Annotated in this window: 24 protein-coding genes and 1 pseudogene; 10 read left to right on the top strand and 15 right to left on the bottom strand. The window is 66.3% G+C overall.

Going from position 1 to position 23,816, the window contains the following annotated elements; all coding sequences use genetic code 11:
* Positions 1 to 133: 133 nt before the first annotated feature.
* Positions 134 to 604 (top strand): peptidoglycan-binding protein LysM, encoded by a 471-nt coding sequence (gene lysM / locus SB786_RS21990; protein ID WP_166725586.1) that lies wholly within the window; start codon positions 134 to 136, stop codon positions 602 to 604.
* Between the two features lie 87 nt (positions 605 to 691).
* On the opposite strand, the gene SB786_RS21985 is transcribed toward lysM, so the two are convergent.
* Positions 692 to 1,714 carry an asparaginase gene (locus SB786_RS21985; RefSeq protein WP_410729331.1) on the bottom strand — a complete coding sequence of 341 codons (1,023 nt, stop codon included), beginning with the start codon at positions 1,712 to 1,714 and terminating at the stop codon, positions 692 to 694.
* Positions 1,715 to 1,988: 274 nt separating this feature from the next.
* On the opposite strand from SB786_RS21985, the gene SB786_RS21980 reads away from it, so the two are divergent.
* From SB786_RS21980 to SB786_RS21970, 3 genes are all read left to right on the top strand, one after another.
* A complete protein-coding gene (locus SB786_RS21980; protein WP_410729330.1) occupies positions 1,989 to 2,279 on the top strand; it encodes a PsiF family protein in 291 nt (96 codons plus the stop codon).
* 327 nt (positions 2,280 to 2,606) lie between these two features.
* Positions 2,607 to 3,065, top strand: a complete 459-nt coding sequence (locus SB786_RS21975; protein ID WP_410729329.1) for a hypothetical protein — start codon at positions 2,607 to 2,609, stop codon at positions 3,063 to 3,065.
* A gap of 228 nt (positions 3,066 to 3,293) precedes the next feature.
* On the top strand, positions 3,294 to 3,881 hold the full coding sequence (locus SB786_RS21970) for a YSC84-related protein (RefSeq protein WP_410729328.1): 588 nt from the start codon (positions 3,294 to 3,296) through the stop codon (positions 3,879 to 3,881).
* 96 nt (positions 3,882 to 3,977) lie between these two features.
* Here SB786_RS21970 and SB786_RS21965 read toward each other — a convergent pair whose 3' ends face one another.
* From SB786_RS21965 to mltG, 9 genes are all read right to left on the bottom strand, one after another.
* On the bottom strand, positions 3,978 to 5,042 hold the full coding sequence (locus tag SB786_RS21965) for a glycosyltransferase family 4 protein (protein ID WP_410729327.1): 1,065 nt from the start codon (positions 5,040 to 5,042) through the stop codon (positions 3,978 to 3,980).
* A 276-nt stretch (positions 5,043 to 5,318) separates the two neighbouring features.
* On the bottom strand, positions 5,319 to 6,494 hold the full coding sequence (locus SB786_RS21960) for an AAA family ATPase (RefSeq protein WP_410729326.1): 1,176 nt from the start codon (positions 6,492 to 6,494) through the stop codon (positions 5,319 to 5,321).
* 22 nt (positions 6,495 to 6,516) lie between these two features.
* Positions 6,517 to 7,689 carry a mechanosensitive ion channel family protein gene (locus SB786_RS21955; protein WP_410729325.1) on the bottom strand — a complete coding sequence of 391 codons (1,173 nt, stop codon included), beginning with the start codon at positions 7,687 to 7,689 and terminating at the stop codon, positions 6,517 to 6,519.
* A gap of 96 nt (positions 7,690 to 7,785) precedes the next feature.
* Positions 7,786 to 8,142: a Rap1a/Tai family immunity protein gene (locus SB786_RS21950; RefSeq protein ID WP_006755340.1), complete on the bottom strand. Its 357-nt coding sequence runs from the start codon at positions 8,140 to 8,142 to the stop codon at positions 7,786 to 7,788.
* Positions 8,143 to 8,263: 121 nt separating this feature from the next.
* Positions 8,264 to 8,974, bottom strand: a complete 711-nt coding sequence (locus SB786_RS21945; protein ID WP_006761886.1) for an ankyrin repeat domain-containing protein — start codon at positions 8,972 to 8,974, stop codon at positions 8,264 to 8,266.
* 40 nt (positions 8,975 to 9,014) lie between these two features.
* The gene (locus tag SB786_RS21940) at positions 9,015 to 9,797 is read right to left on the bottom strand and encodes a TatD family hydrolase (protein WP_410729323.1); all 783 of its coding nucleotides are present in this window, start codon (positions 9,795 to 9,797) and stop codon (positions 9,015 to 9,017) included.
* A gap of 79 nt (positions 9,798 to 9,876) precedes the next feature.
* Positions 9,877 to 10,905, bottom strand: a complete 1,029-nt coding sequence (locus SB786_RS21935) for a DNA polymerase III subunit delta' (protein ID WP_212071757.1) — start codon at positions 10,903 to 10,905, stop codon at positions 9,877 to 9,879.
* Between the two features lie 18 nt (positions 10,906 to 10,923).
* Positions 10,924 to 11,544 (bottom strand): dTMP kinase, encoded by a 621-nt coding sequence (gene tmk, locus SB786_RS21930; protein WP_011657084.1) that lies wholly within the window; start codon positions 11,542 to 11,544, stop codon positions 10,924 to 10,926.
* On the bottom strand, positions 11,544 to 12,563 hold the full coding sequence (gene mltG / locus SB786_RS21925; RefSeq protein WP_410729322.1) for an endolytic transglycosylase MltG: 1,020 nt from the start codon (positions 12,561 to 12,563) through the stop codon (positions 11,544 to 11,546). The genes tmk and mltG overlap by 1 nt, the downstream gene beginning before the upstream one ends.
* Before the next feature lie 77 nt (positions 12,564 to 12,640).
* Between mltG and SB786_RS21920 the strand changes: the two genes are divergently transcribed.
* Complete coding sequence (locus tag SB786_RS21920; RefSeq protein ID WP_410729321.1) at positions 12,641 to 13,675, top strand: YgfZ/GcvT domain-containing protein; 1,035 nt, start codon at positions 12,641 to 12,643, stop codon at positions 13,673 to 13,675.
* A gap of 76 nt (positions 13,676 to 13,751) precedes the next feature.
* On the top strand, positions 13,752 to 14,597 hold the full coding sequence (locus SB786_RS21915; protein ID WP_410729320.1) for an NRDE family protein: 846 nt from the start codon (positions 13,752 to 13,754) through the stop codon (positions 14,595 to 14,597).
* Between the two features lie 45 nt (positions 14,598 to 14,642).
* Here the strand turns inward: SB786_RS21915 and SB786_RS21910 are convergent, their stop codons facing one another.
* The 5 genes from SB786_RS21910 to SB786_RS21890 form a co-directional block, all read right to left on the bottom strand.
* The gene (locus SB786_RS21910) at positions 14,643 to 15,083 is read right to left on the bottom strand and encodes a GNAT family N-acetyltransferase (protein WP_410729393.1); all 441 of its coding nucleotides are present in this window, start codon (positions 15,081 to 15,083) and stop codon (positions 14,643 to 14,645) included.
* A 34-nt stretch (positions 15,084 to 15,117) separates the two neighbouring features.
* The gene (locus tag SB786_RS21905; RefSeq protein WP_410729319.1) at positions 15,118 to 16,077 is read right to left on the bottom strand and encodes an alpha/beta hydrolase; all 960 of its coding nucleotides are present in this window, start codon (positions 16,075 to 16,077) and stop codon (positions 15,118 to 15,120) included.
* A 61-nt stretch (positions 16,078 to 16,138) separates the two neighbouring features.
* On the bottom strand, positions 16,139 to 17,137 hold the full coding sequence (locus SB786_RS21900; RefSeq protein ID WP_410729318.1) for an NADP-dependent oxidoreductase: 999 nt from the start codon (positions 17,135 to 17,137) through the stop codon (positions 16,139 to 16,141).
* Between the two features lie 106 nt (positions 17,138 to 17,243).
* On the bottom strand, positions 17,244 to 17,723 hold the full coding sequence (locus SB786_RS21895; protein WP_011885047.1) for a PaaI family thioesterase: 480 nt from the start codon (positions 17,721 to 17,723) through the stop codon (positions 17,244 to 17,246).
* A complete protein-coding gene (locus tag SB786_RS21890; RefSeq protein ID WP_006760033.1) occupies positions 17,720 to 18,034 on the bottom strand; it encodes a Dabb family protein in 315 nt (104 codons plus the stop codon). Before SB786_RS21890 ends, SB786_RS21895 begins: the two co-directional genes overlap by 4 nt.
* Between SB786_RS21890 and SB786_RS21885 the strand changes: the two are divergent.
* The 4 genes and pseudogenes from SB786_RS21885 to SB786_RS21870 all read left to right on the top strand — a co-directional run bounded on the left by SB786_RS21885 (position 17,916) and on the right by SB786_RS21870 (position 23,709).
* Positions 17,916 to 18,832, top strand: a pseudogene (locus SB786_RS21885) (tyrosine-type recombinase/integrase). The gene SB786_RS21890 and the pseudogene SB786_RS21885 overlap by 119 nt on opposite strands.
* Positions 18,829 to 19,443, top strand: a complete 615-nt coding sequence (locus tag SB786_RS21880) for a tyrosine-type recombinase/integrase (RefSeq protein WP_410729317.1) — start codon at positions 18,829 to 18,831, stop codon at positions 19,441 to 19,443. Before SB786_RS21885 ends, SB786_RS21880 begins: the two are co-directional and overlap by 4 nt.
* An 851-nt stretch (positions 19,444 to 20,294) precedes the next feature.
* Positions 20,295 to 20,669 (top strand): hypothetical protein, encoded by a 375-nt coding sequence (locus SB786_RS21875; RefSeq protein WP_410729316.1) that lies wholly within the window; start codon positions 20,295 to 20,297, stop codon positions 20,667 to 20,669.
* Positions 20,670 to 21,567: 898 nt separating this feature from the next.
* Positions 21,568 to 23,709 carry a hypothetical protein gene (locus tag SB786_RS21870; protein WP_410729315.1) on the top strand — a complete coding sequence of 714 codons (2,142 nt, stop codon included), beginning with the start codon at positions 21,568 to 21,570 and terminating at the stop codon, positions 23,707 to 23,709.
* Positions 23,710 to 23,816 lie beyond the last annotated feature (107 nt).

Here is a 23,816-nt window from a genome sequence, read left to right as displayed (position 1 = left end):
ACGCCTACACTTTCGCCACGCCTTTCGAGAAATCCGCCGCGCTTGGCGCTCCCTCCGGTGAGCGCGCCCAGCGCGGTGTTTTTTTCGCCACTTCACGGCGCGTTTTCTTTTCAACCACCTAGGGAGTGCAGCGATGGGTCTTCTTTCGTTTATTAAAGAGGCGGGTGAAAAACTGCTGGGTCACGCTGACGCGCAAGCAGCGGAAGATCCGAATGCGGCGAACCAGACCGCGGCCGATGCGATCAAGAACTACATCAGCTCGCAGGGTCTCGATACGTCGAATCTGACCGTCGCGTTCGACGGCGCGTCGCGCACCGTCACGCTGTCGGGCAGCGTCGGCGACCTCGACACGAAGGCGAAGGTCAAGGTCGCGGCCGGCAACGTGCAAGGCGTCGCGGGCGTCAACGACGACGATCTGCAGCCGGACGATCCGGAAGTTCAGTACCATGACGTGAAGCCGGGCGATACGCTGTCGGCGATCGCGAAGGAAGTGTACGGCGACGCGAACAAGTACCCGGCGATCTTCGAGGCGAACAAGCCGATGCTGTCGAGCCCGGACCGGATCTATCCGGGCCAGAAGCTCGTGATTCCGCCGCAGTCCTGAGCAATCGCCCAGCACTGACGCAAAAGGCAGGCCATTGGCCTGCCTTTTTTCATGCGCGCCGCGTGCCGCCCGATCGGCGGCCACCGGTCACAGCGTGTCGAATGCGCGTTGCAGCGCTTCGCGCCCTTGAATGCCGTTCGCGAGCGCCAGCATCAGCAGCACGCGTGCCTTGAACGGGCTCAGCGACCCGGCGCTCACGAAACCGAGCACATCGTCGTTCGCCGCGCCGTTGCGCATCACGTGCCCCGAGCCGACCCGCGACGCGCGCACCACCGTGACGCCGGCGTTCACCGCATCGGCGAGCGCCGCCTGCAACGTCGCATGGATCGACCCGTTGCCGGTGCCCGCGACGACGAGGCCGCGCACGCCGGCCGCGACGAGTGCGTCCACGGCCGTGCGCGTCACGCCCGCATAGCTCGCGACGATTTCGACCGGCGGCCACGCCGCCGCGATCGCCAGTTGCGCATCGCGCGCGCGCGTCACGCGGCGCGCGAATTCGACGCGGCCGTCCTGCACCCAGCCGAGCGCGCCCAGTTCCGGCGACTGGAATGCGTCGACCGCGTAGGTGCTCGTCTTCACGACGTCGCGTGCGCCGTGAATCCGGTTGTTGAACGCGACGAGCACGCCCTGCCCGCGCGCGGCCGGGTTGGCGGCGACCGTCACCGCGTTCAGCAGGTTCAGCGGACCGTCGGACGACAGCGCGGTGGCCGGCCGCATCGCGGCCGTCAGCACGACCGGCTTGTCGCCGGTCACGACCAGATGCAGCGCGTACGCGGTTTCCTCGAGCGTGTCGGTACCGTGGGTGATCACGATGCCGTCGATCGCCGGATCGGCCATCAGCGCGTCGATGCGCGCGGCGAGCGTATTCCACAGCGGCAGCGCGAGATCCTTGCTGTCGATGCTGGCGACCTGCTCGGCATCGATGCGCGCGACCGACGCGAGCGCCGGCACCGCGTCGAGCAGGAAATGGACGCCGAGCGCGCCGGCCTGGTAGCCGGCCGTGCTGGCGGCGTCCGGCGCGGCGCCGGCGATCGTGCCGCCGGTGGCGAGTACGGCGATGCGCGGCAGGGCCGCGGACAACGAAGGGGATGCGGAGTTCGGAGTATTCATGGCCGCGATTGTAATGGCTCGCGGCCGGCATCCGGCAGGTTCCGCGTGTCCGGCCGGGGCCGACGCCCACACGTCATGGTTTGTCCCGATCACCGGCGCCCGCACGCACCGTCAACGGCTGCGCGACCCGCCGCGTTATACGAATGCCGTTTTGGTGTTTTCACATTGATTTGCCATAATCGGAGCGCGCGGCGCGATGCGGCCCTGTTCCCGTTGCGCCGGGCTTCGTGACGGCGTCGATATAAAGCGCAATTCACCCCATGGGAGTGTCGAAATGAAAATCCAATCGCTCGTAGCCGCAGTGCTTCTCGGCGGCATGCTGGCTTCCCCCGCTTTCGCGGCGAACAGCCAGCAGGACAAGATGAAGGCCTGCAACACCCAGGCCACCGGCAAGACGGGCGACGAACGCAAGGCGTTCCTGAAGGACTGCCTGTCGGCCAAGCCCGCGAAGGCAATGACGCAGCAGGAAAAGATGAAGGCCTGCAACACGCAGGCCACCGGCAAGAAGGGCGACGACCGCAAGACGTTCATGAAGAGCTGCCTGAGCAGCCAGCCGGCCGCCTGAGTTCCGGCGCTCCCGCACGAATGCCGCGCACCGCTTCGGCGGGCGCGGCTTTTTTGTTTTCGTTGCACGCGCATCGACGCGCACGATGCCGCCGGATGCGCCGGCGCACCGTCCGGCGGCATCGCCACGCCGACGCCGCGATACGTTGCACCGCCCACGCGCCCCGCTTTCCGCTTTCCGGCTTGCGCCGTGCGAATGCCGCCACATGGTGCGGCAATTCGCCGCGATTTCTTCTATGATGGCTGCAACGCGGCCCATCCAAGTACAAGAAGCGCCATCGGGCCGCCCTCGAGACGGACGCGCACGCCGCGTCAAACGGAGGCATGGATGGCATGGAGACAACACCGCTGGTTCCGCCGCTGGCTGATCGTGATCGTGTTCTGGGCCGTGCCCGTCGCGATCGTCGCCGTGCGCGAGATCCGCGAGGAAATGGCGTACAACAAGGCCGACCTGGAGCTCGCGCTGACTACCTGGCAGCTCACCGACGCGCAGCAGGCCGCCGGCGCCGCCACGAAGTGCCACGGGGATCCTGACGCGGCACGTGCGGCCGGCTGCCCGGCCGACGTGCTGAGCGCCAACGCGGCGCGCCAGCAGGCGGCGCGCGATGAATACGTGGTGCGCCGCAATACGCTCGCCGGTTATCTGTGGCATGCGTTCGTCGGCTATTGGGTCGTGCCGGCCGCGTTCCTGTTCGCCTGCGGCGTCGTGATCGCGCTGATCCGCCGTGCGCTGCGGCGCCCGCCCATCAAGCCGCCGACTCCACCGGCGCCCCCCGTCACGCATTGACGCACAGCCCCGCTCTCCCTTTCCCGCTGGCCGCCTGCCGCCGCCCCCGCGCGACGCGCCTCCGCGCGCGCGCCCGGCCGTCCGTTGGCGCGCCGCGACATCCCCGAACGATTTGACGCTTTTTCACGTCGCAATAAAAAGAGGCTGTAATCCACTGTGATATAACTGCCGACGTGATCCGCTCCCTGAGCGAGACTCACCCCGAACGTCATCCGATGGAGAAGAACGATGCAAAAACGGAATCTTGTGCTGAAAGCTGCCGCTGCGCTCATCGTCGGTAGCCTCGCGCTCACCGGTTGCACCACCACCCCGGACAAGCCGGACAATGCCGCGACCAACGCGTCGAAGCGCCAAGCGATCGACTCGAGCGTCGACGCCACGCTGTCGCGCATGTATTCCACGGTCAAGGGTTCGCGTGAGCTCGTCGCGAAGTCGCGCGGCGTGCTGGTGTTCCCGAACGTGCTGCAGGCCGGCTTGATCGTCGGCGGCCAGTCCGGCAACGGCGCGCTGCGCGTCGGCGGTAGCACGGTCGGCTACTACAACACGTCGTCGCTGTCGGTCGGCCTGCAGGCCGGTGCGCAGTCGAAGTCCATCGTTTTCCTGTTCATGACGCAGGAAGCGCTCGACGAATTCCGCGGCTCGGACGGCTGGGCAGCCGGCGCCGGCGCGTCGGTCGCGCTCGTGAAGATGGGCGCGAACGGCGCGGTCGATTCCAACACGGCCACCGCTCCGGTCCAGGTCGTCGTGCTGACGAACGCAGGCCTGATGGGCGACGTGTCGATCAACGGCACGAAGGTCACGAAGCTCAAGATCTGACGCTGACGCCATGCCCGTGCACATCGTGCGCGGGCCATGCGCAAACGGCGATGTCCTTGCGGGCATCGCCGTTTTTTTATTTGCCCGCGTCGCGCGTCAGGTCGTCGAGTCGATCACCTTGAAGCGCGAGCGCTTCTGCGCACGGATCAGCGATTGATAGACGTCGACGTACTGCTGCGCCATCCGGCGCGACGTGAATCGCTCCTCGAAGCGCTGCCGCACACGCGCACGCGGCAGCAGGTGCAGCCGGTTCACGGCGGCAACCGCGCTGATTTCATCCTCGACGATGAAACCCGACACGCCCTCGTCGATCACTTCCGGCACCGCGCCGCGATTGAATGCGATCACCGGCGTGCCGCACGACATCGCCTCGATCATCACCAGGCCGAACGGCTCCGGCCAGTCGATCGGAAACAGCAGCGCATGCGCGCCCGACAGGAATTCGGCCTTCTGGTGATCGGCGATCTCGCCGACGAATTCGACGTGCGGCAACGCGAAAAGCGGCTTGATCTCGCGGTCGAAGTAATCCTCGTCGGCCGCATCGATCTTCGCGGCGATCCGGATCGGCAGCCCGCACTGGCGGGCGATCCGGATCGCCGTGTCGACGCGCTTCTCCGGCGAGATGCGGCCCAGGAACGCGAGATAGCGCGGCTCGACGGGCTGCGGCATGTACATCGTTTCGGGCAGCCCGTGGTAGACGGTCGTCAGCCATTTCGCCTGCGGCAGCGGCTGGCGCTGCGAGTTGGAAATCGAGATCACGGGCGCCGTGTTGAACGTGTCGAACACCGGCTGCTGTTCGGGCAGGTCGAGCCGGCCGTGCAGCGTCGTCATGTATGGCGTTTCCTGCCGGTTGAAGACCGAGAACGAGTAGTAGTCCATGTGGAAATGGAGCACGTCGAAGTCCTTCGCGCGGCGCGCGACCGTCTCCATCAGCAGCATGTGCGGAGCGACCCGGTCGCGGATCGACGAATCGAGGCGCAGCGCGCGCGGCCACACCGGTTCGAGCTTCGCCCGGGTCGTCGAATCGCCGCTGGCGAACAGCGTCACATCATGGCCGAGATCGACGAGCGCCTCGGTGATGTAGGACACGACGCGCTCCGTGCCACCGTACAGCTTCGGCGGCACCGATTCGGTCAGCGGGGCGATCTGGGCAATTCTCATGGTCCACGTCTCCTGTGTCCTGTCCGTTGCCGCACAGCCGGCGGGCGTGTGCGCAGTCGCGCCGCCCCGCTTTCATGCGGCGCCGGCCGGCATGGCGCCAGCCGAATATCTCATTATTATTCGCGATCCCCGTACAGGGAACCGTCCGTCTTTCATTTTATGGGTGTTGTTACAGACCGGATACATTCCACCCGGCGCGCCCGCTCGTTCGCGAGCCGCGCAGCCGCGGCCCTTCGTGGGGCGAGAATCATCATCGAACGCACGCCGCCATGCCCGTCAACGCGACGGCCACTTCCATGCCGGCAGGTCGCGCGTGTCGGCATCCACGAGCGCGGTCGCGCCCAGCTGCTTGTCGAGCACCAGCGATGCGCAGCCGGCCTCGCGCTCGAGCGTCGCGATGAGCCGCGCCGCATGCGACACGACCAGCACCTGCGAACGCTGCGCGGCCTGCGCGATCAGGCGGCCAAGCGCCGGCAGCAGATCGGGATGCAGGCTCGTCTCCGGTTCGTTCAGCACCATCAGCGCCGGCGGCCGCGGCGTCAGCAGCGCGGCCGCGAGCAGCAGGTAGCGCAGCGTGCCGTCGGACAGTTCGGCGGCGGCCAGCGGCCGCAACAGCCCCGGCTGGCGCATCAGCACGTCGAAGCGGCCACGGCCGCCCGGATTGTCGATCTCGACCGACGCGCCGGGAAACGCGTCGTCGATCGCCGCATCGAGTGCCGCGCCGTCGCCGATTTCGCGAATCGTCTGCAGCGCGGCGGCCAGATCGGCGCCGTCGTCCGCCAGCACCGGCGTATGGGTGCCGATATGCGACTGCCGGGCCGGCGCCTGCGCGTCGGTCCGGAAATGGTCATAGAAGCGCCACGAGCGGATCCGCTCGCGCACCGCGATCATCTCCGGCGCGCCGGTCGGATCGGCGAACTCGGTCATCATGCTGTCGAAGCTCGCGACCGGCTGCGGAATCGTCCGCCAGTCGCCCGACGCGGTGCGCGTGCGGATCTGCGCACCCTGCCGGTCGACCAGCAGCGTCGACGGGCGCGGCAGCGCGCCGCCCCAGATGCATTCGCGCTTGATCACCGGATCGAGCGCGAACTGCGAATGGCTCGGGACCGGCAGGCCGAGATCGATCGAATAGCCGAAATCGTCGCACGCGAAGCCGAGCCTCAGGCTCACGGGCCCCTTGCGCACCGTGCCCGTCACCGGCACGTCGCCGGCCAGCATCGCGCGCGAGAAGCGCTCGGGGCCGGCCCACAGCGTCGACGGCAATCCGCCCTCGCGCGCGAGCGACGGGATCACGCGGCCCTGCGCGGTGTCGGCGAGCAGGCGCAGCGCGCGGTACACGCTCGACTTGCCGCTGCCGTTCGGCCCGGTGACGACGTTGAGCGCCGCGAGCGGCACGATCAGCTCACGCAGCGAGCGGTAATTGGCGATAGCGAGCGTGTTCAGCGCGGTCATGGTGACGGAGGGCGGGCCACGTTCAGCGGCCGTCGACGGCCTGCGGATCGGCGGCGGTGTTGGCCGCCGTGCTGGCGGCGGGCTGGCGCGCATGTGGGCGAACGGGATTCGGCGCGTCCGGCGCGGAATCGTGCGGATACAGCTCCATCCGGCTGCGCGGCAGGCATTGCGGAAAACGCGCCTGCAGGTATGCGATTAATCCCTCGCGCACGCGGCAGCGCAGGTCCCAGCACGACGACGAATCGACCGCGCTGACGAGCGCGCGCAACTGCATCGCGCGCTCGGTCGCGTCGGTCACCTGCAGTACCTGGACGCGCCCGTCCCACTCGGGCGCCGCATGGACCAGCCGCGCGAGCTCCTCGCGCAGCGGCGCGAGCGGCGTACGGTAGTCGACCGACAGGTACACCGTGCCGATGATTTCCGCGCTGCTGCGCGTCCAGTTCGTGAACGGATTCTCGATGATCCACTGCAGCGGCACGACGAGGCGCCGCTGGTCCCACAGCCGCACCGACACGAACGAGCCGGTGATTTCCTCGATGCGGCCCCACTCGCCCTGGATCACGACGACGTCGTCGAGCCGGATGGGCTGCGTGAGCGCGATCTGCAGCCCGGCAATCAGGTTGCCGAGCACCGGCCGGGCGGCGATACCGGCGACCAGCCCGGCGACGCCGGCCGACGCCAGCAGGCTCGCGCCGATCTGGCGCACGTTCGGAAACGTCATCAGCGCGGCGCCCGCGCCGATGATCACGATCAGCACCATGACGGTCCGCACGAGCACCTTGGCCTGGGTGTGGACGCGCCGCGCGTGGAGGTTGTCGGCCGTATCCATCGGATGGGCCTGGATGATCGCGTCACCGACGCCGGCCGCGAGCCGCACCAGCAGCCAGGTCAGCGACACGATCGAACCGACCGCGGCCGCGGTGCGCATGCCGCGCACGAACGACATGCTCTCGTCCGCCTGGATCCACACGAACTCGAGCGCGAGCAGCGCGAGCGTGACGAGCGACGGTTTGTCGATGTAGCGCAGGATCACGCTCATCAGCGGATACGGCTGCGCGATGCGCTTGACGATGCGTGCGCCGAGACGATGCACGATCAACACGACAAGCACGACGAGGACCGACACGATCAGCGTGCCGAGCCACGAATGCAACGGCGCATCGGCGATGCGCTGCAGTTCCTCGATTGAAATCATCGGCGCCCGGGATGCTTCGGTTATGAGGCGCGGCGGCCTCGTCCTGGATGCGTCGGCGACGTCCGGGCCGCATGCGCGCCCGGATCCGGCGTCAGATCAACTGCCGCCCCTGCAGGGGAACGCCTTGCCGAGACCGAGCGACACCGCGGTGCTCGCGTTGTAGTCGGCCAGCTTCGGGTTCTCCGCGATGTACTTGCGCACCGCGTCGGTCATTTGCTGCGCCCGGATGTCGGGCGGCAGGCAGAAATACTGTCCGACGCGCGGCCCGGTGGTGCCGCCGATCGCGTCGATGGTGTTGTAGACGCCATCGGCAGCGCCTTCGATGTAGGCCGCGCACGACGCCCGCGACTTGACGTCCGTCTTCGCGCACAGCCGGTCGAGATCCGCGCCCGTGAAAGCCGCCGCCGACAACGGCACGGCAAACGCCGCGGCACAAAACATAGCCCGCAACATGGTGTTCCTTATGTCAATGCGGCCCCAGGCCGCTCGCTGCGTTGACCGGCGCGGCGGCCGGACACCCGCTGCCGGCCGGGTGCCGGCCGGGCGGGCGCGCTCCGCCGCCGCGCCGAAACCGTCATTTTGCACTCTTTTGGGCATCCGCCGGCGCCGATGCACCGACGCGCACCGTCCGCTTGCTCAGGATGTCGATCGCGTCCGGCGCTTTATAGTGCTTCGCGAACTCGAGCGCGGTGATGCCGAGCTGGTTCTTCACCTGCGGATCGGCGCCCTGGTCGAGCAGCAGGTTGACCGTCGTCGCATGGTTGCCGCGCGCGGCCATCATCAGCGGCGTCGTGCCGTTCGGCGACGCCGTGTCGATATACGCGTCGTGGTCGAGCAGGATCTTGACGACCGCGTCCTGGCCGTTGGTGGCCGCGTAGTGCAGCGGCGCCCAGCCCTTCTTGCTGACTTCCGCGCCCTTGTCGATCAGCAGCTTGACGAGGCCGGCATCACCGTTCAGCGACGCGAGCATCAGCGCGTTCTCGCCGGCCTTGTCTTCCTTCTCGAGGTCGACGTTCGGCGTCGTGGCGATCGCGGCAGCAACCTTGTCGGATTTCTCGCGCGCGGCGATCACGAGGATCGGGTCGCCGTTCGGCGCGAGCGTGTTCGGATCGAGCTTGCCGCTCTTCAGCTGCTTGCCGATGTCGTCGATGTCGTCGAACTTGACCGCCTTGACGATCGCGTCGAGCGACTCGGCATGCGCGCCGGCGACGGCAAACAGGCCGCTCGCGACGAGCGCGGCGGTGACGAGTGCGCGCTTGGGCAGGTATGTGGTCGGCTTCATCATTGTTGTGGGCTCCTTCCCTGGGTTGTCGGCTGGCCGCGCGTCATGAGCGGGCGATCTTGAACAGCCGGAAAAAATTCTGCGTCGTCGCATCGGCCAGCGCGTCGACGGCGATCCCGCGCTCGGATGCGATAAAGCGTCCGACATGGCTGACGTACGCAGGTTCATTCGGCTTGCCGCGATACGGCACCGGCGCGAGGTACGGCGAGTCGGTTTCGATCAGCAGCCGCTCGAGCGGCACGCGCCGCGCGACGTCCTGCACGTCGGTCGCGTTCTTGAACGTGACGATGCCCGACAGCGAGATATGGAAGTTCTGCGCGAGCGCCTGCTCGGCGACGGGCCACGGCTCGGTGAAGCAGTGCATCACGCCGCCCGGCACGTCCGCGCGCTCCTCGGCCATGATCCGCAGCGTGTCTTCCGACGACGAGCGCGTATGGATGATCAACGGCTTCATCGTCGCGGTCGCCGCGCGGATATGCGTGCGAAAGCGTTCGCGCTGCCATTCCATGTCGGCGATCGAGCGGCCTTCGAGGCGGTAGTAGTCGAGGCCCGTCTCGCCGATCGCGACGACCTTCGGGTGCGCGGCCAGCTCGATCAGTTCCGCGAGCGTCGGCTCGCGTGCGTCCTCGTGATCGGGATGCACGCCGACCGACGCATAGACGTTGTCGTGCGCCTGCGCGATCGCGAGCACGTCGGGCAGCGTCTCGAAGTCGACCGACACGCACAGCGCATGCGTGACGTCGTGCTCGCGCATGTTCTCCAGTACGGCAGGCAGGCGGTCGGCGAGACCCTTGAAATTGATGTGGCAGTGAGAATCGACGAACATCGTGTTTCCTGAATACGTAAGACGGGCGCTCACGCGCTCGCCGGCAAGCGTTTCCCTACCCGAAGGAAGCAATCCGCGCTCACGCGAACATTTCCCGATAACCCAGAAACAGTTCCTCGAAGACGAGCCGGGCGTTGAGCGGATGGTTCTCGACCGTCCGCTGGCGCGTCACGGCCTTCATGAAGCGCGCGAACGCGTTCGCGTCGACGGCCTCCGCGCAACGCGCGAGCGCGGCCGCCTGCATCGGGAAGTAGCGCGGCGCGCCCGCCATGCGCTGCGCGAGCAAATCGTACAGCCAGCGCTGCAGCCAGCCGAGCACCAGCGGCACCGGCAGCTTCTGCAGCGTCTCGCCGCACGCGAACGGATCGCACGCGGCGCCGGCCGCGAGCTGGCCGAGCGTGAAATCGCGCAGCGGGCGGTTCTCGTCGCTCGCGAGCGCCAATGCGGCGAGCGGCGCGCCGCCCGCTTCGGCGAGCAGTGCACGCGCGTCGTCGACACCGCGCGCCTCGAGCCACGCGGCGGCCGCGTCGGGTGCCGGCACGGTCATCGGCCACTGCCGGCAGCGGCTGATGATCGTCGGCAGCAGCCGGTCGATGCGCGCCGACACCAGCAGGAACACGACGCCCGACGGCGGCTCCTCGAGTGTCTTCAGCAGCGCGTTCGACGCGGCGACGTTCAGCGCCTCGGCCGGATACAGCACGACCACGCGCGCGCCGCCGCGGTGCGAACCGACCCCGCAGAAATCGAGCAACGCCCGCACCTGCTCGATCTTGATCTCCTTGCTCGGCGCGCGCGTCTTCTTGCCGCCTTCATCGGCGTCGGCCGGCTTCGCGTCGTCAACCGCGCCCGGCGCCTCGCCCGCGAGCACCTCGGGCAGCACGATCCGGTAGTCCGGATGGTTGCCCTGCGCGAACCACGTGCAGGCCGCGCAGGCGCCGCACGGCTCGCCGTTCGGCTGCGGCGCTTCGCACAGGAAGCCCTGCGCGAGATGCTGCGCGAACTGCAGCTTGCCGATCCCGGCCTGGCCGTGCAGCAGCAGCGCATGCGGCCATTGCGGGCGCAGTTGCTGCAGGCGGTTCCAGTCGTCGGTCTGCCACGGATAGATCATGTGGTGCGTTCCTTCGGGTTACAGCGCGGCGAGCACGCGTTCGAGCTGCTGGCGGATCTCGGGAATCGACTGCGTCGCGTCGACGATCGCGAAGCGGTGCGGCGCCTCTTCCGCGCGCCGCAGGTATTCGCCGCGGGTGCGCGAGAAAAACGCGTCCGACTCGCTTTCGAACTTGTCGGGCATGCGCACGGCGCCGCGGCGCTCGCTCGCCACCTGCGGCGCGACGTCGAACAGCACCGTCAGGTCGGGCTGGAAGCCGCCCTGCACCCAGCGCTCGAGCGTCTCGAGCTTGTCGCGCGGCAACCCGCGGCCGCCGCCCTGGTACGCGAACGTCGCATCGGTGAAGCGATCGGACACGACCCAGTCGCCGCGCGCGAGCGCGGGCTCGATCACGAGCGCGAGGTGTTCGCGCCGCGCCGCGAACATCAGCAGCGCTTCGGTCTCGAGATCCATCGGCTGGTTCAGCAGGATCTCGCGCAGCTTCTCGCCGAGCTGCGTGCCACCCGGCTCGCGGGTGACGACGACCTGCCGGCCGCCCGCGGCCAGCTTCGCCTGGAGTCGTTCGCAAAACCATTGCAGGTGGGTGGTCTTCCCTGCCCCGTCGATGCCTTCGAACGTGATGAATTTACCGCTCGCCATTATTGACCTCGTATGTACTTGTCCACGGCCTTGTTGTGATCGCCGAGCGTATCCGAGAACACGCTCGTGCCGTCGCCCTTCGCAACGAAATAGAGCGCGCCCGTCTGGGCCGGATTGATCGCCGCCTGCAGCGAGGCGACGCCCGGCAGGGCGATCGGCGTCGGCGGCAGCCCGCGGCGCGTATAGGTATTGTAAGGAGTGTCGGCCTGCAGGTCGCGCTTGCGCAGGCGGCCGTCGTACGCGTCGCCAAGGCCGTAGATCACCGACGGATCGGTCTGCAGCGGCATCCCGATGCGCAGCCGGTTCGCGAACACCGCCGCGACGAACGTGCGGTCAGCCGCGTGGCCCGTTTCCTTTTCGATGATCGACGCGATCGTCAGCGCTTCGTAAGGCGTCTTGTACGGCAGCCCCGGCGCGCGCGCGGCCCATGCTTCGTCGAGACGCGTCTGCATCAGGTGGTACGCGCGCCGGTAGATGTTCAGGTCGCTCGTGCCCTTGTCGAACAGGTAGGTGTCGGGGAAGAACAGCCCCTCGCCGCTGCCGCGGTGGATCGCGGCGTCCGACGCGCCGATCGCGCGCAGCAGTTCGGCGTCGCTCATGCCGGCCGTTGCGTGCCCGAGATCGGGATTGCCGTCGAGTTCCGCGCGCATCCGCTTGAAGGTCCAGCCCTCGATCACGGTCGCGACGTACTCGTTCACGTCGCCGCGCGCGATCTTCTGCAATACGTCGTACGGCGTGATGCCGGTCTTGAATTCGTAGTTGCCGGACTTGAGCCGGCTCGACAGCCCGAGCAGGCGCGTCATCGCGACGAAGCCGAGCGGCTCGACCGGCACGCCGCCGCGCTTGAGCTGCAGCGCGACGCTCTTCACGCTGCTGCGCGGCTTGATCGTGACGTCGAGCGACGCGGCGCCCAGCAGCAGCGGCCGGGTCGCCCAGTAATACCCGCCGCCCGCGCCGGCAGCGGCCACAACGACGGCCAGCGCCACGACCGTCGCGGCGCATTTCTTCAGTAGGGACATGGAAACGAGACTCAGGTAAGACCCATATAATACTTGCTCGCCTCCGTCAAAGTCAGAGTTGACTGCTCCCTCATTCCATGAGCACACCGTTCGCTTCACCGGCTGCCCAGGCCGCAACTGCCTCGCTCCCCGTTTTCCCCCGCCCGTCCGCTGCCGATTTCGACGCGCCGGGCGCCTGCATGCCGCTCCCGCAATTCGGCGTGATCGACGTGGCGGGCGACGACGCCGCGACGTTCCTGCACAGCCAGCTCACCAACGACATCGAGCATCTCGATGCCGCGAGTGCGCGCCTGTCCGGCTACTGCTCGGCGAAGGGCCGCCTGCTCGCGTCGTTCCTCGCCTGGCGCGCCGGTCACGACGTGCGCCTGCTGGTCTCGAAGGACGTCCAGGCCGCCGTTCAGAAACGCTTGTCCATGTTCGTGCTGCGCGCGAAGGCGAAACTGACGGACGCGAGCGACACGCTCGCGGTGGTCGGCTTCGCGGGCGACGTGCGCAATGCGCTGTCGGGCATCTTCGACGCGCTGCCGGACGGCGTGCACGTGAAGGTCGACGGCCCCGCCGGGGCGCTGATCCGCGTGCCGGACGCGGCAGGCCGCAAGCGCTATCTGTGGATCGGGCCGCGCGCGGAAGTCGACGCGCGCCTCGCCGCGCTCGGCGGCACGATGCCGGTCGTGTCGCCGGCCGTATGGGACTGGCTCGACGTGCGCGCCGGCGAGCCGCGCATCACGCAGCCGGCCGTCGAACAGTTCGTGCCGCAGATGGTCAACTTCGACGTGATCGGCGCCGTTAACTTCAGGAAGGGGTGCTACCCGGGCCAGGAAGTCGTCGCGCGCAGCCAGTACCGGGGCACGATCAAGCGTCGCACCGCGCTCGCGCATGTCGCCGGCGAGACCGACACCGTGCATGCCGGCGTCGAGCTGTTCCACAGTGACGACGCGGGCCAGCCGTGCGGAATGATCGTCAATGCGGCGGCCGCCCCAGCGGGCGGCGTCGACGCGCTCGTCGAGATCAAGCTGGCCGCGCTCGACCGCGGCACGGTGCACCTCGGTGCGGCCGACGGCCCGGCGCTCGCGTTCGACGCGCTGCCGTACGCATGGCCAACGGAAGCGTGACGCACTGACAACCTGTTCGCACGCCGGTTCGCACGTGGCGGCCGGCGCGCGATGTTTCCTGCGAGAGATTCGCCCGATGTGTCTGATTGCCTTCGACTGGCAGCCTGATGCCGCCGCCGGTCCTGTCTTTACCTTCACCGCCAACCGCGACGAATTCTTTCGCCGTACGAGTGCGCCGCTTTCGTGGTGGGAGGACGTGCCGGGCGTGCTGGCCGGCCGCGATCTCGAAGCGGGCGGCACATGGCTCGGCGTGTCCCGCGACGGCCGCTTCGCGGCGCTGACCAATTACCGCGCGCCGTTCGACATTCGCGCGGGCGCACCGACCCGCGGCAAGCTCGTGTCCGATTTCCTCGGCGGCCCGTCCGTCGCGCCGCTCGATTATCTCGGCGCGCTGGCCGAGCACGCGGCCGTGTACAACGGCTTCAACCTGCTGGTCGGCGACTGGAAGCGGCGCGAACTCGCGTGGTTCTGCAACCGCGCGGCCGAAGGCGAAACCGCTGTCGCGCCGCCGGTCGCGGTCGGCGCCGGCGTGCATGCGCTGTCGAACGCGCGGCTCGATACGCCCTGGCCGAAAGTCGTGCGCAAGCGCGCGGAACTCGGCACGCTGCTCACCGAGAATCCGACCCCGTCGCTCGACGAACTGATCGAGCTGATGCGCGATCCGCACGTCGCGGCCGACGACGCGCTGCCGCACACCGGCATTCCGATCGAGCGCGAGCGTGCGCTGTCGGCGGCGTTCATCGAGACACCCGAATACGGTACGCGCGGCACGACCGCGCTGCGCGTGACGATGAAGGAAGGCGTGCGGCTGACGGTCGACATCAAGGAGCGCTGCGACGACGACGGCTCGCACCGCACCGTTCGCCCGGGCACGTTCGAGCGCACGTTCACGTTCGACATCGACGCGACGCAGCCGCGCTGAGCCGGTGCGTGCGGCGCCCGGGCCTGTTCACGCGAGTAACGGGCCTCAGGGCGCGCGCGCCATCTCGACGTGCGGCACGCCCACTTCGACGAACCGCTCGCCGATGGTCGTGAAACCGTGCCGTACGTAGAACGCCACTGCGGCATCCTGCGCGTAGAGCCGCACGACCGGTTCGCCGCGATGCCGCGCCGCGTCCAGCAGCGCGTGCAGCACGGCCGATCCGGCGCCCTGCCCGCGCGCGTCGGCCAGCACCGCGACGCGGCCGATCGTGCCGGAGCGCAGCAGCCGTCCGGTCCCGACCGCGCGGCGCGTGCCGGTCGCCGCATCGGCCCGGTAGGCCACCGCATGCAGCGACAGCGGATCCTCGTCGTCGAGCTCCCATTCCGGCGGAATCCGCTGCTCGCGCACGAACACCGCATCGCGAATGCGTGCGGCATCGCCGCCCAGCACCGTCCAGTCGCCCGTTTCCACCCAGTCGTCGGTCATCGCTTCCTCCGCGCGGCGCCGGGCGCCGCCGCCGTCAAACGTCATCGAATGCCGCCTTGAGCGCCGCCACCGCGTCGGCATGCGCGGCCCGCACCTCGGGTACGTAGCCGCCCATCTTGAAGAACTCGTGGATCATCCCCGAATAGCAGACCAGCGTGACCGGATTGCCGGCCGCGCGCAGCTTGTCCGCGTACGCGGCGGCCTCGTCACTCAGCGGATCGTATTCGGCCGTCGCGATCCACGCCGGCGCGACACCGGCGAACGACGGCGCGTCGCGCTTGCCGTCGAGCGGCGCGAAACGCCAGTCGTCGCGATCGGACCGATCGCGCACGTATTGCGTGAAGAACCACTGGATCGTGTCCTGCGTCAGCAGGTAGCCGCTCGCGAGCCGCGCGTGCGATTCGGTGTCCTGGTAGCCCGTCACGCCCGGATAGATCAGCATCTGCAGCGCAAGGTCGATGCCCGCGTCGCGCGCGAGCACCGCGCAGACCGTCGCGAGCGTGCCGCCCGCGCTGTCGCCGCCGAGCGCGAGCCGCGTCGCATCGATGCCGAATGCGGCGGCCTCGCGATGCAGCCAGCGCAATGCGTCGTCGGCGTCGTTCACCGCGGTCGGGAACCGGTGTTCGGGCGCGAGCCGGTAGTCCACCGACAACACCGCGCACTGCGCGTCGCGCGCGAACATCCGGCATAGCGCGTCGTGCGTATCGACGCTGCCGACCGTGAAGCCGCCGCCGTGGTAATAGACCAGCGCCGGCAGCGGCTCGGCAAGGCTCGGCTCGACCGGCAGGTACAGCCTCGCGCCGACCGAGCGGCCGTCGCGCGTCGGCACGACGCAAGCCTCGATCGAATGCATCGGTGCGGGCGCGACGTCGAGGATCGGCGCGCTCTTCTCGTACGCTGCGCGCGCCTGCTGCGGCGTCTGGTGGTGATAGGACGGACGTTTCGCGCGCTCGATCATATCGAGCACCTGGGCGATCTTCGGATTCAGCGGCATCGGTGAGGACGGCGCGTACGGCGCCGTGAGCGAACAAGCGTCACATGATGCCACGCGCGGGTCAGACGAGTTGCACCAGCTGCTTGCCGAAATTACGGCCCTTCAGGAGCCCGAGGAACGCGTCCGGCGCCCGCTCGAGCCCGTATGCGATCGTCTCGCGGTAATGGAGCCGCTTCGTCGCGACGAGTTCGCTCAGCTCGGCCAGCGCGGGCGGCCACGCGTCCGGATGCTCGAACACGATGAAACCCTGCATCGTCAGTCGCGAGCGCAGGATCAGGCCCGGATTCGCGAGCGGCGCGGGCACGCCGTCGTAGCCGGCGATCATCCCGCACAGGGCGATCCGGCCGAACGCGTTCATCCGCGCCATCGTCGTGTCGAGCACCGCGCCGCCGACGTTCTCGAAGCAGCCGTCGACACCGTCCGGCGTCGCGGCGGCCAGGTCGTCGGCCAGCCGGCCGGCCTTGTAGTCGACGCACGCGTCGAAGCCGAGCGTGTCGACCACGTAGCGGCACTTGTCGGGGCCGCCCGCGATGCCGACCGCGCGGCATCCGACGCGTTTCGCGAGCTGGCCGACCACGCTGCCGACCGCGCCGCTCGCCGCGCTGACGACGACGGTTTCGCCGGCCTTCGGCGCGATGATCCGGTTCAGCCCGACCCACGCGGTCACGCCGGGCATGCCGGTCACGCCGAGCCATGCGGACAGCGGCACCCGCGACGTGTCGACCTTGCGCAGCCCGCCGCCGTTCGACGTGCCGTATTCCTGCCAGCCGAACTGGCCGACCACGTGCTCGCCGACCGCGAAATCCGGGTGCCGCGACTCGACCACCTCGCCCGCCGTCGCACCGATCATCACCTCGTTCAACGGCTGCGGCGCCGCGTACGACTTCGCATCGTTCATGCGGCCGCGCATGTAGGGATCGAGCGACAGGAAATGGTTGCGTACCCGCAATTCGCCCGCGGCGAGCGGTGCGAGCGGCGTTTCGACGAGCCGGAAATTGTCGGCGCTCGCGGCGCCTTGCGGGCGTGACACCAGCAGGATCTGGCGGTTGACCGTGTTCATTGCTGTCTCCTTGGTTTCGTTCGCGCGGTATCGCCATCCCGTTGCGGATCCGTGCCGCAAAACAAACGGCCCTGCCTTCGATCAGGCAGGGCCGCTCGTTCGGCGCTTACGCGTCGCTCGGGCCGGGATGGGCGTCCGGCGCCGTGCGCGTGCGTTGTCGCTTGATGTCGCGGCCCACCGCGAGCCGCCGCATGTACTTGAACGTGCCCAGCGCCTTCGCGACGAAGTTGCCGTCGCTGTCGCGCACTTCGCCTTCGCAGTACGCCATCGTCGTCGAACGATGCATCACGCGTCCGTACGCGCGCAGCTCGCCGCGCCCCGGCTGCATGAAGTTCACCTTCATCTCGACCGTGACGACGCCGACGCCGTCGTCGGTCAGGCTGCGCGCGGCCATCGCGAGCGCGATGTCCGACAGCGTCATCGTCACGCCGCCGTGCGCGATGCTCCACGTGTTCATGTGCCGCTCGTCGAGCGGCAGCACGATCTCGCTCGCGCCGTCCTTCGCGGACACGAGCCGCACGCCGAGCAGATCGACGAACGGGCTTTCGATCGACGGGCCGTCCGTCGGGGATGCCGCGTCGCTCATCGTGCGCTTTCGGAGAAATAGTCGACGCACTGGCGCGATTCGGCCACCGCAACGATGAATTTCTTCACTTCCTGGTGAACCGGGTGCACCTGGTACGCATCGAGCGCGGCCTGGTCCGTGAAATCGGACACGAGCACGACGTCCGACGTCGCGTCGAGGCCGGGCGTCGCCACGCCGACGTCGAGCTGCAGGATGCCCGGCACGAGATCGCGGCAGCCTTCGAGCTTTTCCTTCAGCTTCAGCGCGTTCTGCGCACGCGTGCCGCCTTCCGCCGATTCCTTCAACTTCCACATGACGATATGTCTGATCACTTCGTTCGCTCCAGTTCGTGGTGGTTCGGCGATTCGCCTGGAACCCTTGCCCGTCGGGCATCGACTGCCCTTTCATCGTTCGCTCACGTTCGTCGGAAATCGCGCCCGGCCGACGAAAAGGCGGGTGTCAACGCGGGTTCGATTTCAGACTTCCAACGACGATACCCGCTTTTTCACCGTGCCATTTACCGACATCAAGATCCGACAAACGCAAGCAGGCAACAAGCCTATCAAACTTACCGACGGCAATGGGCTGTATCTGTTGGTGAAGCCGTCGTCCGGCTCCAAGCCCTGGCGATACAAGTACAGAATTGCGGGGAAAGAAAATCTCTTCGCGATCGGCGAATACCCAACGGTCAGCCTCCAAGACGCGCGCGTGGCGCGCGATGATGCCCGCGAACTCGTCAAGAAGGGGCTGCACCCGTCTCACGCGCGACAGGAAGTGCTGTCCACGCGCATCAACGAAGGCAAAGCAACTTTTCGTTCCGTAAGCGACGAATGGCTTCAGAAGAAGAGGAAGACTTGGACCGAGCGGCACTATGGCGAGATTCTGCGCATGCTGGAAGCGGATGCGTACCCGTACATCGGGAACCGCCCATGCGTTCCATTACTGCACACGACGTGCTTGCTTTGATGCGCCGAGTCGAGGAGCGTGGCTCCCCTTCCGTAGCGATCAAACTGCGCCAGTACGTGTCCAACGTGTTCCAGTATGCGGTGATCACGCTTCGGGCAGATACAGATCCCGCATCCGTGCTGCGCGGATCGGTCCTCCGCCAACCGAGAATGCTCGGCCATTGAGCCGCGAAGAACTAAAGAGGCTCTTTCGGAAGCTTCCGACCTACAAGAGCAGACGAACCGCGATTGCGATTCGATTGCTGATGATGCTGTTTCCACGAACGGTCGAGCTTTGCCGGGCGCGATGGGAAGAAATCGACCTGGGAACCGCCGAATGGAGGGTGCCACCGGAAAAAATCAAAGCGCGACGCCTGCACATCGTTCCGCTTCCCAAGCAAGCGCTTGAACTACTTCGCGAGTTGCAGGAGATGTATGGCAATCGTGGATATATCCTGCCGATCCTTCATAGCAATCGAAGGCTCCCACATATGAGTCGCGCAACGATTAATCGCGCGATCGACTACATGGTTCCGGATAACCCTGAACCGATAACCGGTCACTATTTTCGAGCAACCGCGTCGACGAACCTTCATGAGATGGGGTGGAAAGACGAAGTCGTTGAGATGCAGCTATCGCACAAGGATAAGGACAAGACGCGTTCGACATACAACCATGCAAAGTACTTGCGGGAACGACGGGAGGTGATGCAGGCTTGGGCAAATTGGCTTGACGACGTCGAAAATGAGGCGCGTATGGACAGCGGTATCGCAACCGCTTCCATCAATGACCGATGATGCAGCAGTACCTGCGCTTTATCTGACCAGGCCACAATCAGAAAGCTACGCCCAAACCTACGCTTGGCACTTTCGGGGACGTCCATTCCCGCCCCGAATCGGTCCGTCGGTGCGACGAGATCTGGACGACCACCCGCCCTTCTCCGACATACAGCATGTCCGAGTGAAATGCTTGTCGCCATTTGCCAAGAGTGAGAGAACTGATCCACTACGGGAAACCGCAGTCGTAAGGGTGGAGGTCGAAGCCGGCCAGTTCTCAATGTTCCAGCAACAGTCGTGCGGGCGGCCTTCGTTCAAAGCCACGCGTAGGCCCACGGTCTATTGGGAAGGCGACTAACGAGAAGAATAAAAAATCAGCGGTAATTACAAACATTGGTTCTTTTTTTATACAAAAAATATGACGACTAAACCCCTTGACCAAATACAACACCACTACCATACTGACTTTTGTGAGTGAGAGCAATGTACCGAAAATCACTTCGGCGTAAATTATAGCGTAGATTTACAACCAAAAATGGAGGCCCTATGAACGTGAAAATGTAGTTTGCGCTGCTACAGTGAAATCATCGACTCGATAGTTCCTGTCGGTAATTTTCATTTTCGATCGATCGCTACGCTAGGCGACCCATCCAATCTAGAATCGATGCAACGACTTCGATGCCAACTAATAGAGACAGCACAATGAGTCGCCAGAACTTACCCAAATCCGACAGCAAACCCGTTCTTCATCCCGGGCGATCTACTGGCACGCTCACTGAATATTGACATCATACAAATTCATTTCATAGCAATGCTTTTGGCTTGCGAACCAAATTCCACAAACCGATTGCCATTAATATTGAGGATTTAACATGGAAGACGATTTGATTTACACGGATTCTAAAATATCCGCCGAACCCGCAGCCTTCGACTCGAAGTATCAGTTCGACTCCGGCTGGATGGCTGAGAGCAATCAGACGAACCACAACTTGGTTATAGCCCACAATCTACATGTCTCACCCACTCAAATAGCTATTATTTTTTCACCTGACCAGGAAACGATATATCCACTGCTCTGGCCATGGGATAACTCCAAATCGGGAAATCCCATTTCAATTTGGGCCGATACAACCACCATCACACTCTCTATATATTCCAAAGTCCCGTTGCACGGAAGTTGGAATGGCCAGACCGCCAGTTGGACATACTGGAACACGGGATATTTCCGGGTTTTTGCCTCATCCTGATTGAGTCACTTGAAGGCGAAAAGCTCGTGCTATCGGTCGGCGGGCTTTTTTCACATCGTAAGCTAACCAAGCCTACCACAAGCGCTTGATCGATACAGTCAGTGACAATATCGAATGGAATGCGCAGCCTAACGGCCTGTCCGAGTATAGCCTCCGATTCTGTGCTCATGACAAGCAGCCCCCCGTCGTGACCGCCGGAAACTGGCCGAAAGGCGAACTTCGTGCGCGCCGAGGCCGCCGGCAAACTCGGGCGACCAAAGCAACTTCTCCCGGTCGCATGAGCATGCGACCCGCCGCAACACCTGCAACCGTGACTCCAATGATGCGGCAGTACCTGCACCTTATCTGACACGGCTCAGCACACAAACCTCCGCCAATACCTACGCTTTGGCTTTTGGAGATGGGCGGCTATCGACCCGTTTCGGCCGCACATACAAGATTCAAGAATGCCTGCTCCCAGAGCGAAAGCAGACTGTGACTACAAAGAGACAAGGCATCCAGATTCGAACATTTTACCGATCCATCTGGCAATAATTGCATCCGCTTTTCAAGCGATCATTCGGAATTTTCAAAAACATTATTGACTCCATCTTTATCCGAACTTTAGAATCCCCTGCGACAGCTTACGTTTCACTCCCTGCACCACTTGCATCGCTTCCGGTGCCATGACGGGGCGCCTGTACAAGAAGTCAATCGTGCCTCACGGAGGCGAAGTCTTCTTTTACTTTTCAATTCTGGCATTAACCGCCTGCCGGTTATTCCGCCCAATTCGCCCCGCATCACGTCCGGATTAAATCGCGCATTCATCGGAATGCCGTCGCACCGGACGAAGCCGGCCGAGCGCCGGCAGATTCGATCATTCTCATAAAAAATCGCCATTCATCAGGAGGGACATGACATGCATCGCTTCGCGAAGTCGCTTTGTATGGGACTCGTCTGCGCCGGCCTGCTCGCGGCCTGTAACGACGACGACGTCAAGCCGGCCAATCCGCCGTCGAACCAGGCCGCACTGTCGTTCCGCATGGACGCCGGCGGACAAATCAATGCGTTCTACCGGCAGGACCAGGTCGCCGCGCATCTGCTGGTGCGTTCGTCGACGAAACCGCGCCTGCTCGTCGTGTTTCCGGCCGGCAACAGCGGCACCGGGCTGTGGTTCGACGATACGGTGCAGCCGGTGAACTGGAGCCTCGACACGCCACCCGCCTCGCTATCGGCGCCCGACACGCATGGTCGTCCGCTGCACGGCATCGGTGCCGACGTGTCGGTCGACACCGATACGCTGACGATCCGCCAGGGCCTGCTCAGCAACGTGCGCTTCCTGCGCGACTTCAACGGCGGCGCGACGATTCCGCCGGAGATCGTCACTGCCCCGACGATCCAGGGCAGCGCCGCGCAATGGCAGCGCGACAGGATCGACGGCGCCCCCGGCTACGCGCTGCGCATCACGCTGCGCGACGGCGGCAGCATCGCGCCGGCCGCAGGCGGCAAGCTCGTGCTGCGCGCGGCGCCCGGCACACGCACGCTGAAACTGCATGTCGACGCGCTGTCGGGCGAGACGCCGTTGTCGCCGATCACGCGCGCCGACCTGCTCGCGCCGTCCGTGAACCCCGACCCGGTCAGCCAGAACGTGCTCGAATTCCTGAGCTTCCACGACAAGCTGCTGGCCGGCTCGTGGCAGTACGACACCTACTTCGGCCGCGACACGCTGATCTCGGTGCGCATGCTGATGCCGGTGCTGGAGCCGGCGGCGATCGAGGCCGGCCTGACGGCGGTGCTGAGCCGCCTGTCGAACGACGGCAAGGTCGCGCACGAGGAAGGCATCGGCGAATTCGCGCTGATCGACAACGCGAAGAAGGGTCGGCCGAACGATGCGACGCCGGCCTACGACTACAAGATGATCGACAGCGACTACCTGCTCGCGCCGATCGCGGCGGCCTGGCTGATCGACGACACGCGCGGCCAGGCGCGCGCGGCCGCCTATCTCGCGCAACGCGGCAGCGACGGCCAGACCAACGGCAGCCGGCTGGTCGTCAACCTGCTGCACGTCGCGGCGACCGCGCAGCCATTTGCGCAGCAGCCGTCGGTCGCGAACCTGATCCGGCTGCGGCCCGGCGAGATCGTCGGCAACTGGCGCGACAGCACCGACGGGCTCGGCGGCGGCGTCTACCCGTACGACGTGAATGCGGTGCTCGTGCCGGCCGCGCTGCGCGCGGCGAACGCGTTCCTCGCGCGCGGCCTGCTCGATCCGTACCTGGACGCCGGCCAACGCGCGGCGCTCGCGAACACGGCGACCGAAGCGGCCACCTGGGAGCAGCAGGCGCCGCCGCTGTTCCAGGTGAGCGTGCCGGCCGCGCAGGCGGCGACCGACGTGTCGACCTATGCGCCGTCCGCCGGCGTGCCGGCCGGCACCGCGCCGAGCGCGCCGCTGTCGTTCTACGCGCTGTCGCTCGACCAGCAGGGCGCCCCGATCCCCGTCATGAATTCCGACGGCGGCTTCGCGCTGCTGTTCGGCACGCCGCCGGACGACGAGCTCCGGCGGATCGTCGCCGACGTCACGCGGCCCTTCCCGACCGGGCTCGTCACCGATGTCGGGATGCTGATCGCGAACCCCGCGTATGCGAGCCAGGCGCTGTGGCGGAAGTTTACGAGTTCCGCGTATCACGGCACGGTGATCTGGTCGTGGCAGCAGGCGATGTGGGTCGCCGGGCTCGGTCGCCAGCTCGCGCGCCAGGACCTGTCGGACACGACGCGCACGCTGCTGACGCAGGCACGGCAGACGATCTGGCAGGTGATCTCGAACGGACACGACATGCGCACGTCGGAGATGTGGACCTGGTCGTACGTCAACGGCCAGTACCGGCCGGACGCATTCGGCACACGCAGCGCGGATGCGACCGAGGCCAACGCGGCGCAGCTGTGGAGCACGACGTATCTCGCGATCCGCGATCCGCAACTGCGCACGGGCAAGTACTGGTGGCAGGCAGCGCAGCGGATTCAGGACGCGCAGCCGGCGAACGCCGCGGCGATTGCGTCGCGATAGTCGGGCCGCCGGTGAAACGAAAGCCCCGCGCGCGTATTCGCGGGCGGGGCTTCGTTCGGGGTTGCACGCAAAACGGCGGTACGTGGCATCGCGCCGCTGCCCCGCAT

Origin of the sequence: Burkholderia sp. SIMBA_062, from assembly GCF_046534765.1 — a bacterium.
Lineage (GTDB): Bacteria > Pseudomonadota > Gammaproteobacteria > Burkholderiales > Burkholderiaceae > Burkholderia > Burkholderia ambifaria.
Note: the sequence above shows the minus strand (reverse complement) of the source record. Positions and strands in the feature narration are given on the sequence as shown.

What these genes read in the sequence shown, in the direction of transcription:
- SB786_RS21975 (WP_410729329.1), top strand. Translation starts at nt 2,607, where the DNA reads ATGGCATGGAGACAACACCGCTGGTTCCGCCGCTGGCTGATCGTGATC.
- SB786_RS21970 (WP_410729328.1), top strand. Translation starts at nt 3,294, where the DNA reads ATGCAAAAACGGAATCTTGTGCTGAAAGCTGCCGCTGCGCTCATCGTC.
- SB786_RS21935 (WP_212071757.1), bottom strand. Translation starts at nt 10,905, where the DNA reads ATGATCTATCCGTGGCAGACCGACGACTGGAACCGCCTGCAGCAACTG.
- SB786_RS21895 (WP_011885047.1), bottom strand. Translation starts at nt 17,723, where the DNA reads ATGAGCGACGCGGCATCCCCGACGGACGGCCCGTCGATCGAAAGCCCG.
- SB786_RS21950 (WP_006755340.1), bottom strand. Translation starts at nt 8,142, where the DNA reads ATGTTGCGGGCTATGTTTTGTGCCGCGGCGTTTGCCGTGCCGTTGTCG.
- SB786_RS21915 (WP_410729320.1), top strand. Translation starts at nt 13,752, where the DNA reads ATGTGTCTGATTGCCTTCGACTGGCAGCCTGATGCCGCCGCCGGTCCT.
- SB786_RS21945 (WP_006761886.1), bottom strand. Translation starts at nt 8,974, where the DNA reads ATGATGAAGCCGACCACATACCTGCCCAAGCGCGCACTCGTCACCGCC.
- SB786_RS21900 (WP_410729318.1), bottom strand. Translation starts at nt 17,137, where the DNA reads ATGAACACGGTCAACCGCCAGATCCTGCTGGTGTCACGCCCGCAAGGC.
- SB786_RS21985 (WP_410729331.1), bottom strand. Translation starts at nt 1,714, where the DNA reads ATGAATACTCCGAACTCCGCATCCCCTTCGTTGTCCGCGGCCCTGCCG.
- tmk (WP_011657084.1), bottom strand. Translation starts at nt 11,544, where the DNA reads ATGGCGAGCGGTAAATTCATCACGTTCGAAGGCATCGACGGGGCAGGG.
- SB786_RS21870 (WP_410729315.1), top strand. Translation starts at nt 21,568, where the DNA reads ATGCATCGCTTCGCGAAGTCGCTTTGTATGGGACTCGTCTGCGCCGGC.
- SB786_RS21910 (WP_410729393.1), bottom strand. Translation starts at nt 15,083, where the DNA reads ATGACCGACGACTGGGTGGAAACGGGCGACTGGACGGTGCTGGGCGGC.
- SB786_RS21960 (WP_410729326.1), bottom strand. Translation starts at nt 6,494, where the DNA reads ATGACCGCGCTGAACACGCTCGCTATCGCCAATTACCGCTCGCTGCGT.
- SB786_RS21875 (WP_410729316.1), top strand. Translation starts at nt 20,295, where the DNA reads ATGGAAGACGATTTGATTTACACGGATTCTAAAATATCCGCCGAACCC.
- mltG (WP_410729322.1), bottom strand. Translation starts at nt 12,563, where the DNA reads ATGTCCCTACTGAAGAAATGCGCCGCGACGGTCGTGGCGCTGGCCGTC.
- SB786_RS21905 (WP_410729319.1), bottom strand. Translation starts at nt 16,077, where the DNA reads ATGCCGCTGAATCCGAAGATCGCCCAGGTGCTCGATATGATCGAGCGC.
- lysM (WP_166725586.1), top strand. Translation starts at nt 134, where the DNA reads ATGGGTCTTCTTTCGTTTATTAAAGAGGCGGGTGAAAAACTGCTGGGT.
- SB786_RS21980 (WP_410729330.1), top strand. Translation starts at nt 1,989, where the DNA reads ATGAAAATCCAATCGCTCGTAGCCGCAGTGCTTCTCGGCGGCATGCTG.
- SB786_RS21920 (WP_410729321.1), top strand. Translation starts at nt 12,641, where the DNA reads ATGAGCACACCGTTCGCTTCACCGGCTGCCCAGGCCGCAACTGCCTCG.
- SB786_RS21940 (WP_410729323.1), bottom strand. Translation starts at nt 9,797, where the DNA reads ATGTTCGTCGATTCTCACTGCCACATCAATTTCAAGGGTCTCGCCGAC.
- SB786_RS21965 (WP_410729327.1), bottom strand. Translation starts at nt 5,042, where the DNA reads ATGAGAATTGCCCAGATCGCCCCGCTGACCGAATCGGTGCCGCCGAAG.
- SB786_RS21955 (WP_410729325.1), bottom strand. Translation starts at nt 7,689, where the DNA reads ATGATTTCAATCGAGGAACTGCAGCGCATCGCCGATGCGCCGTTGCAT.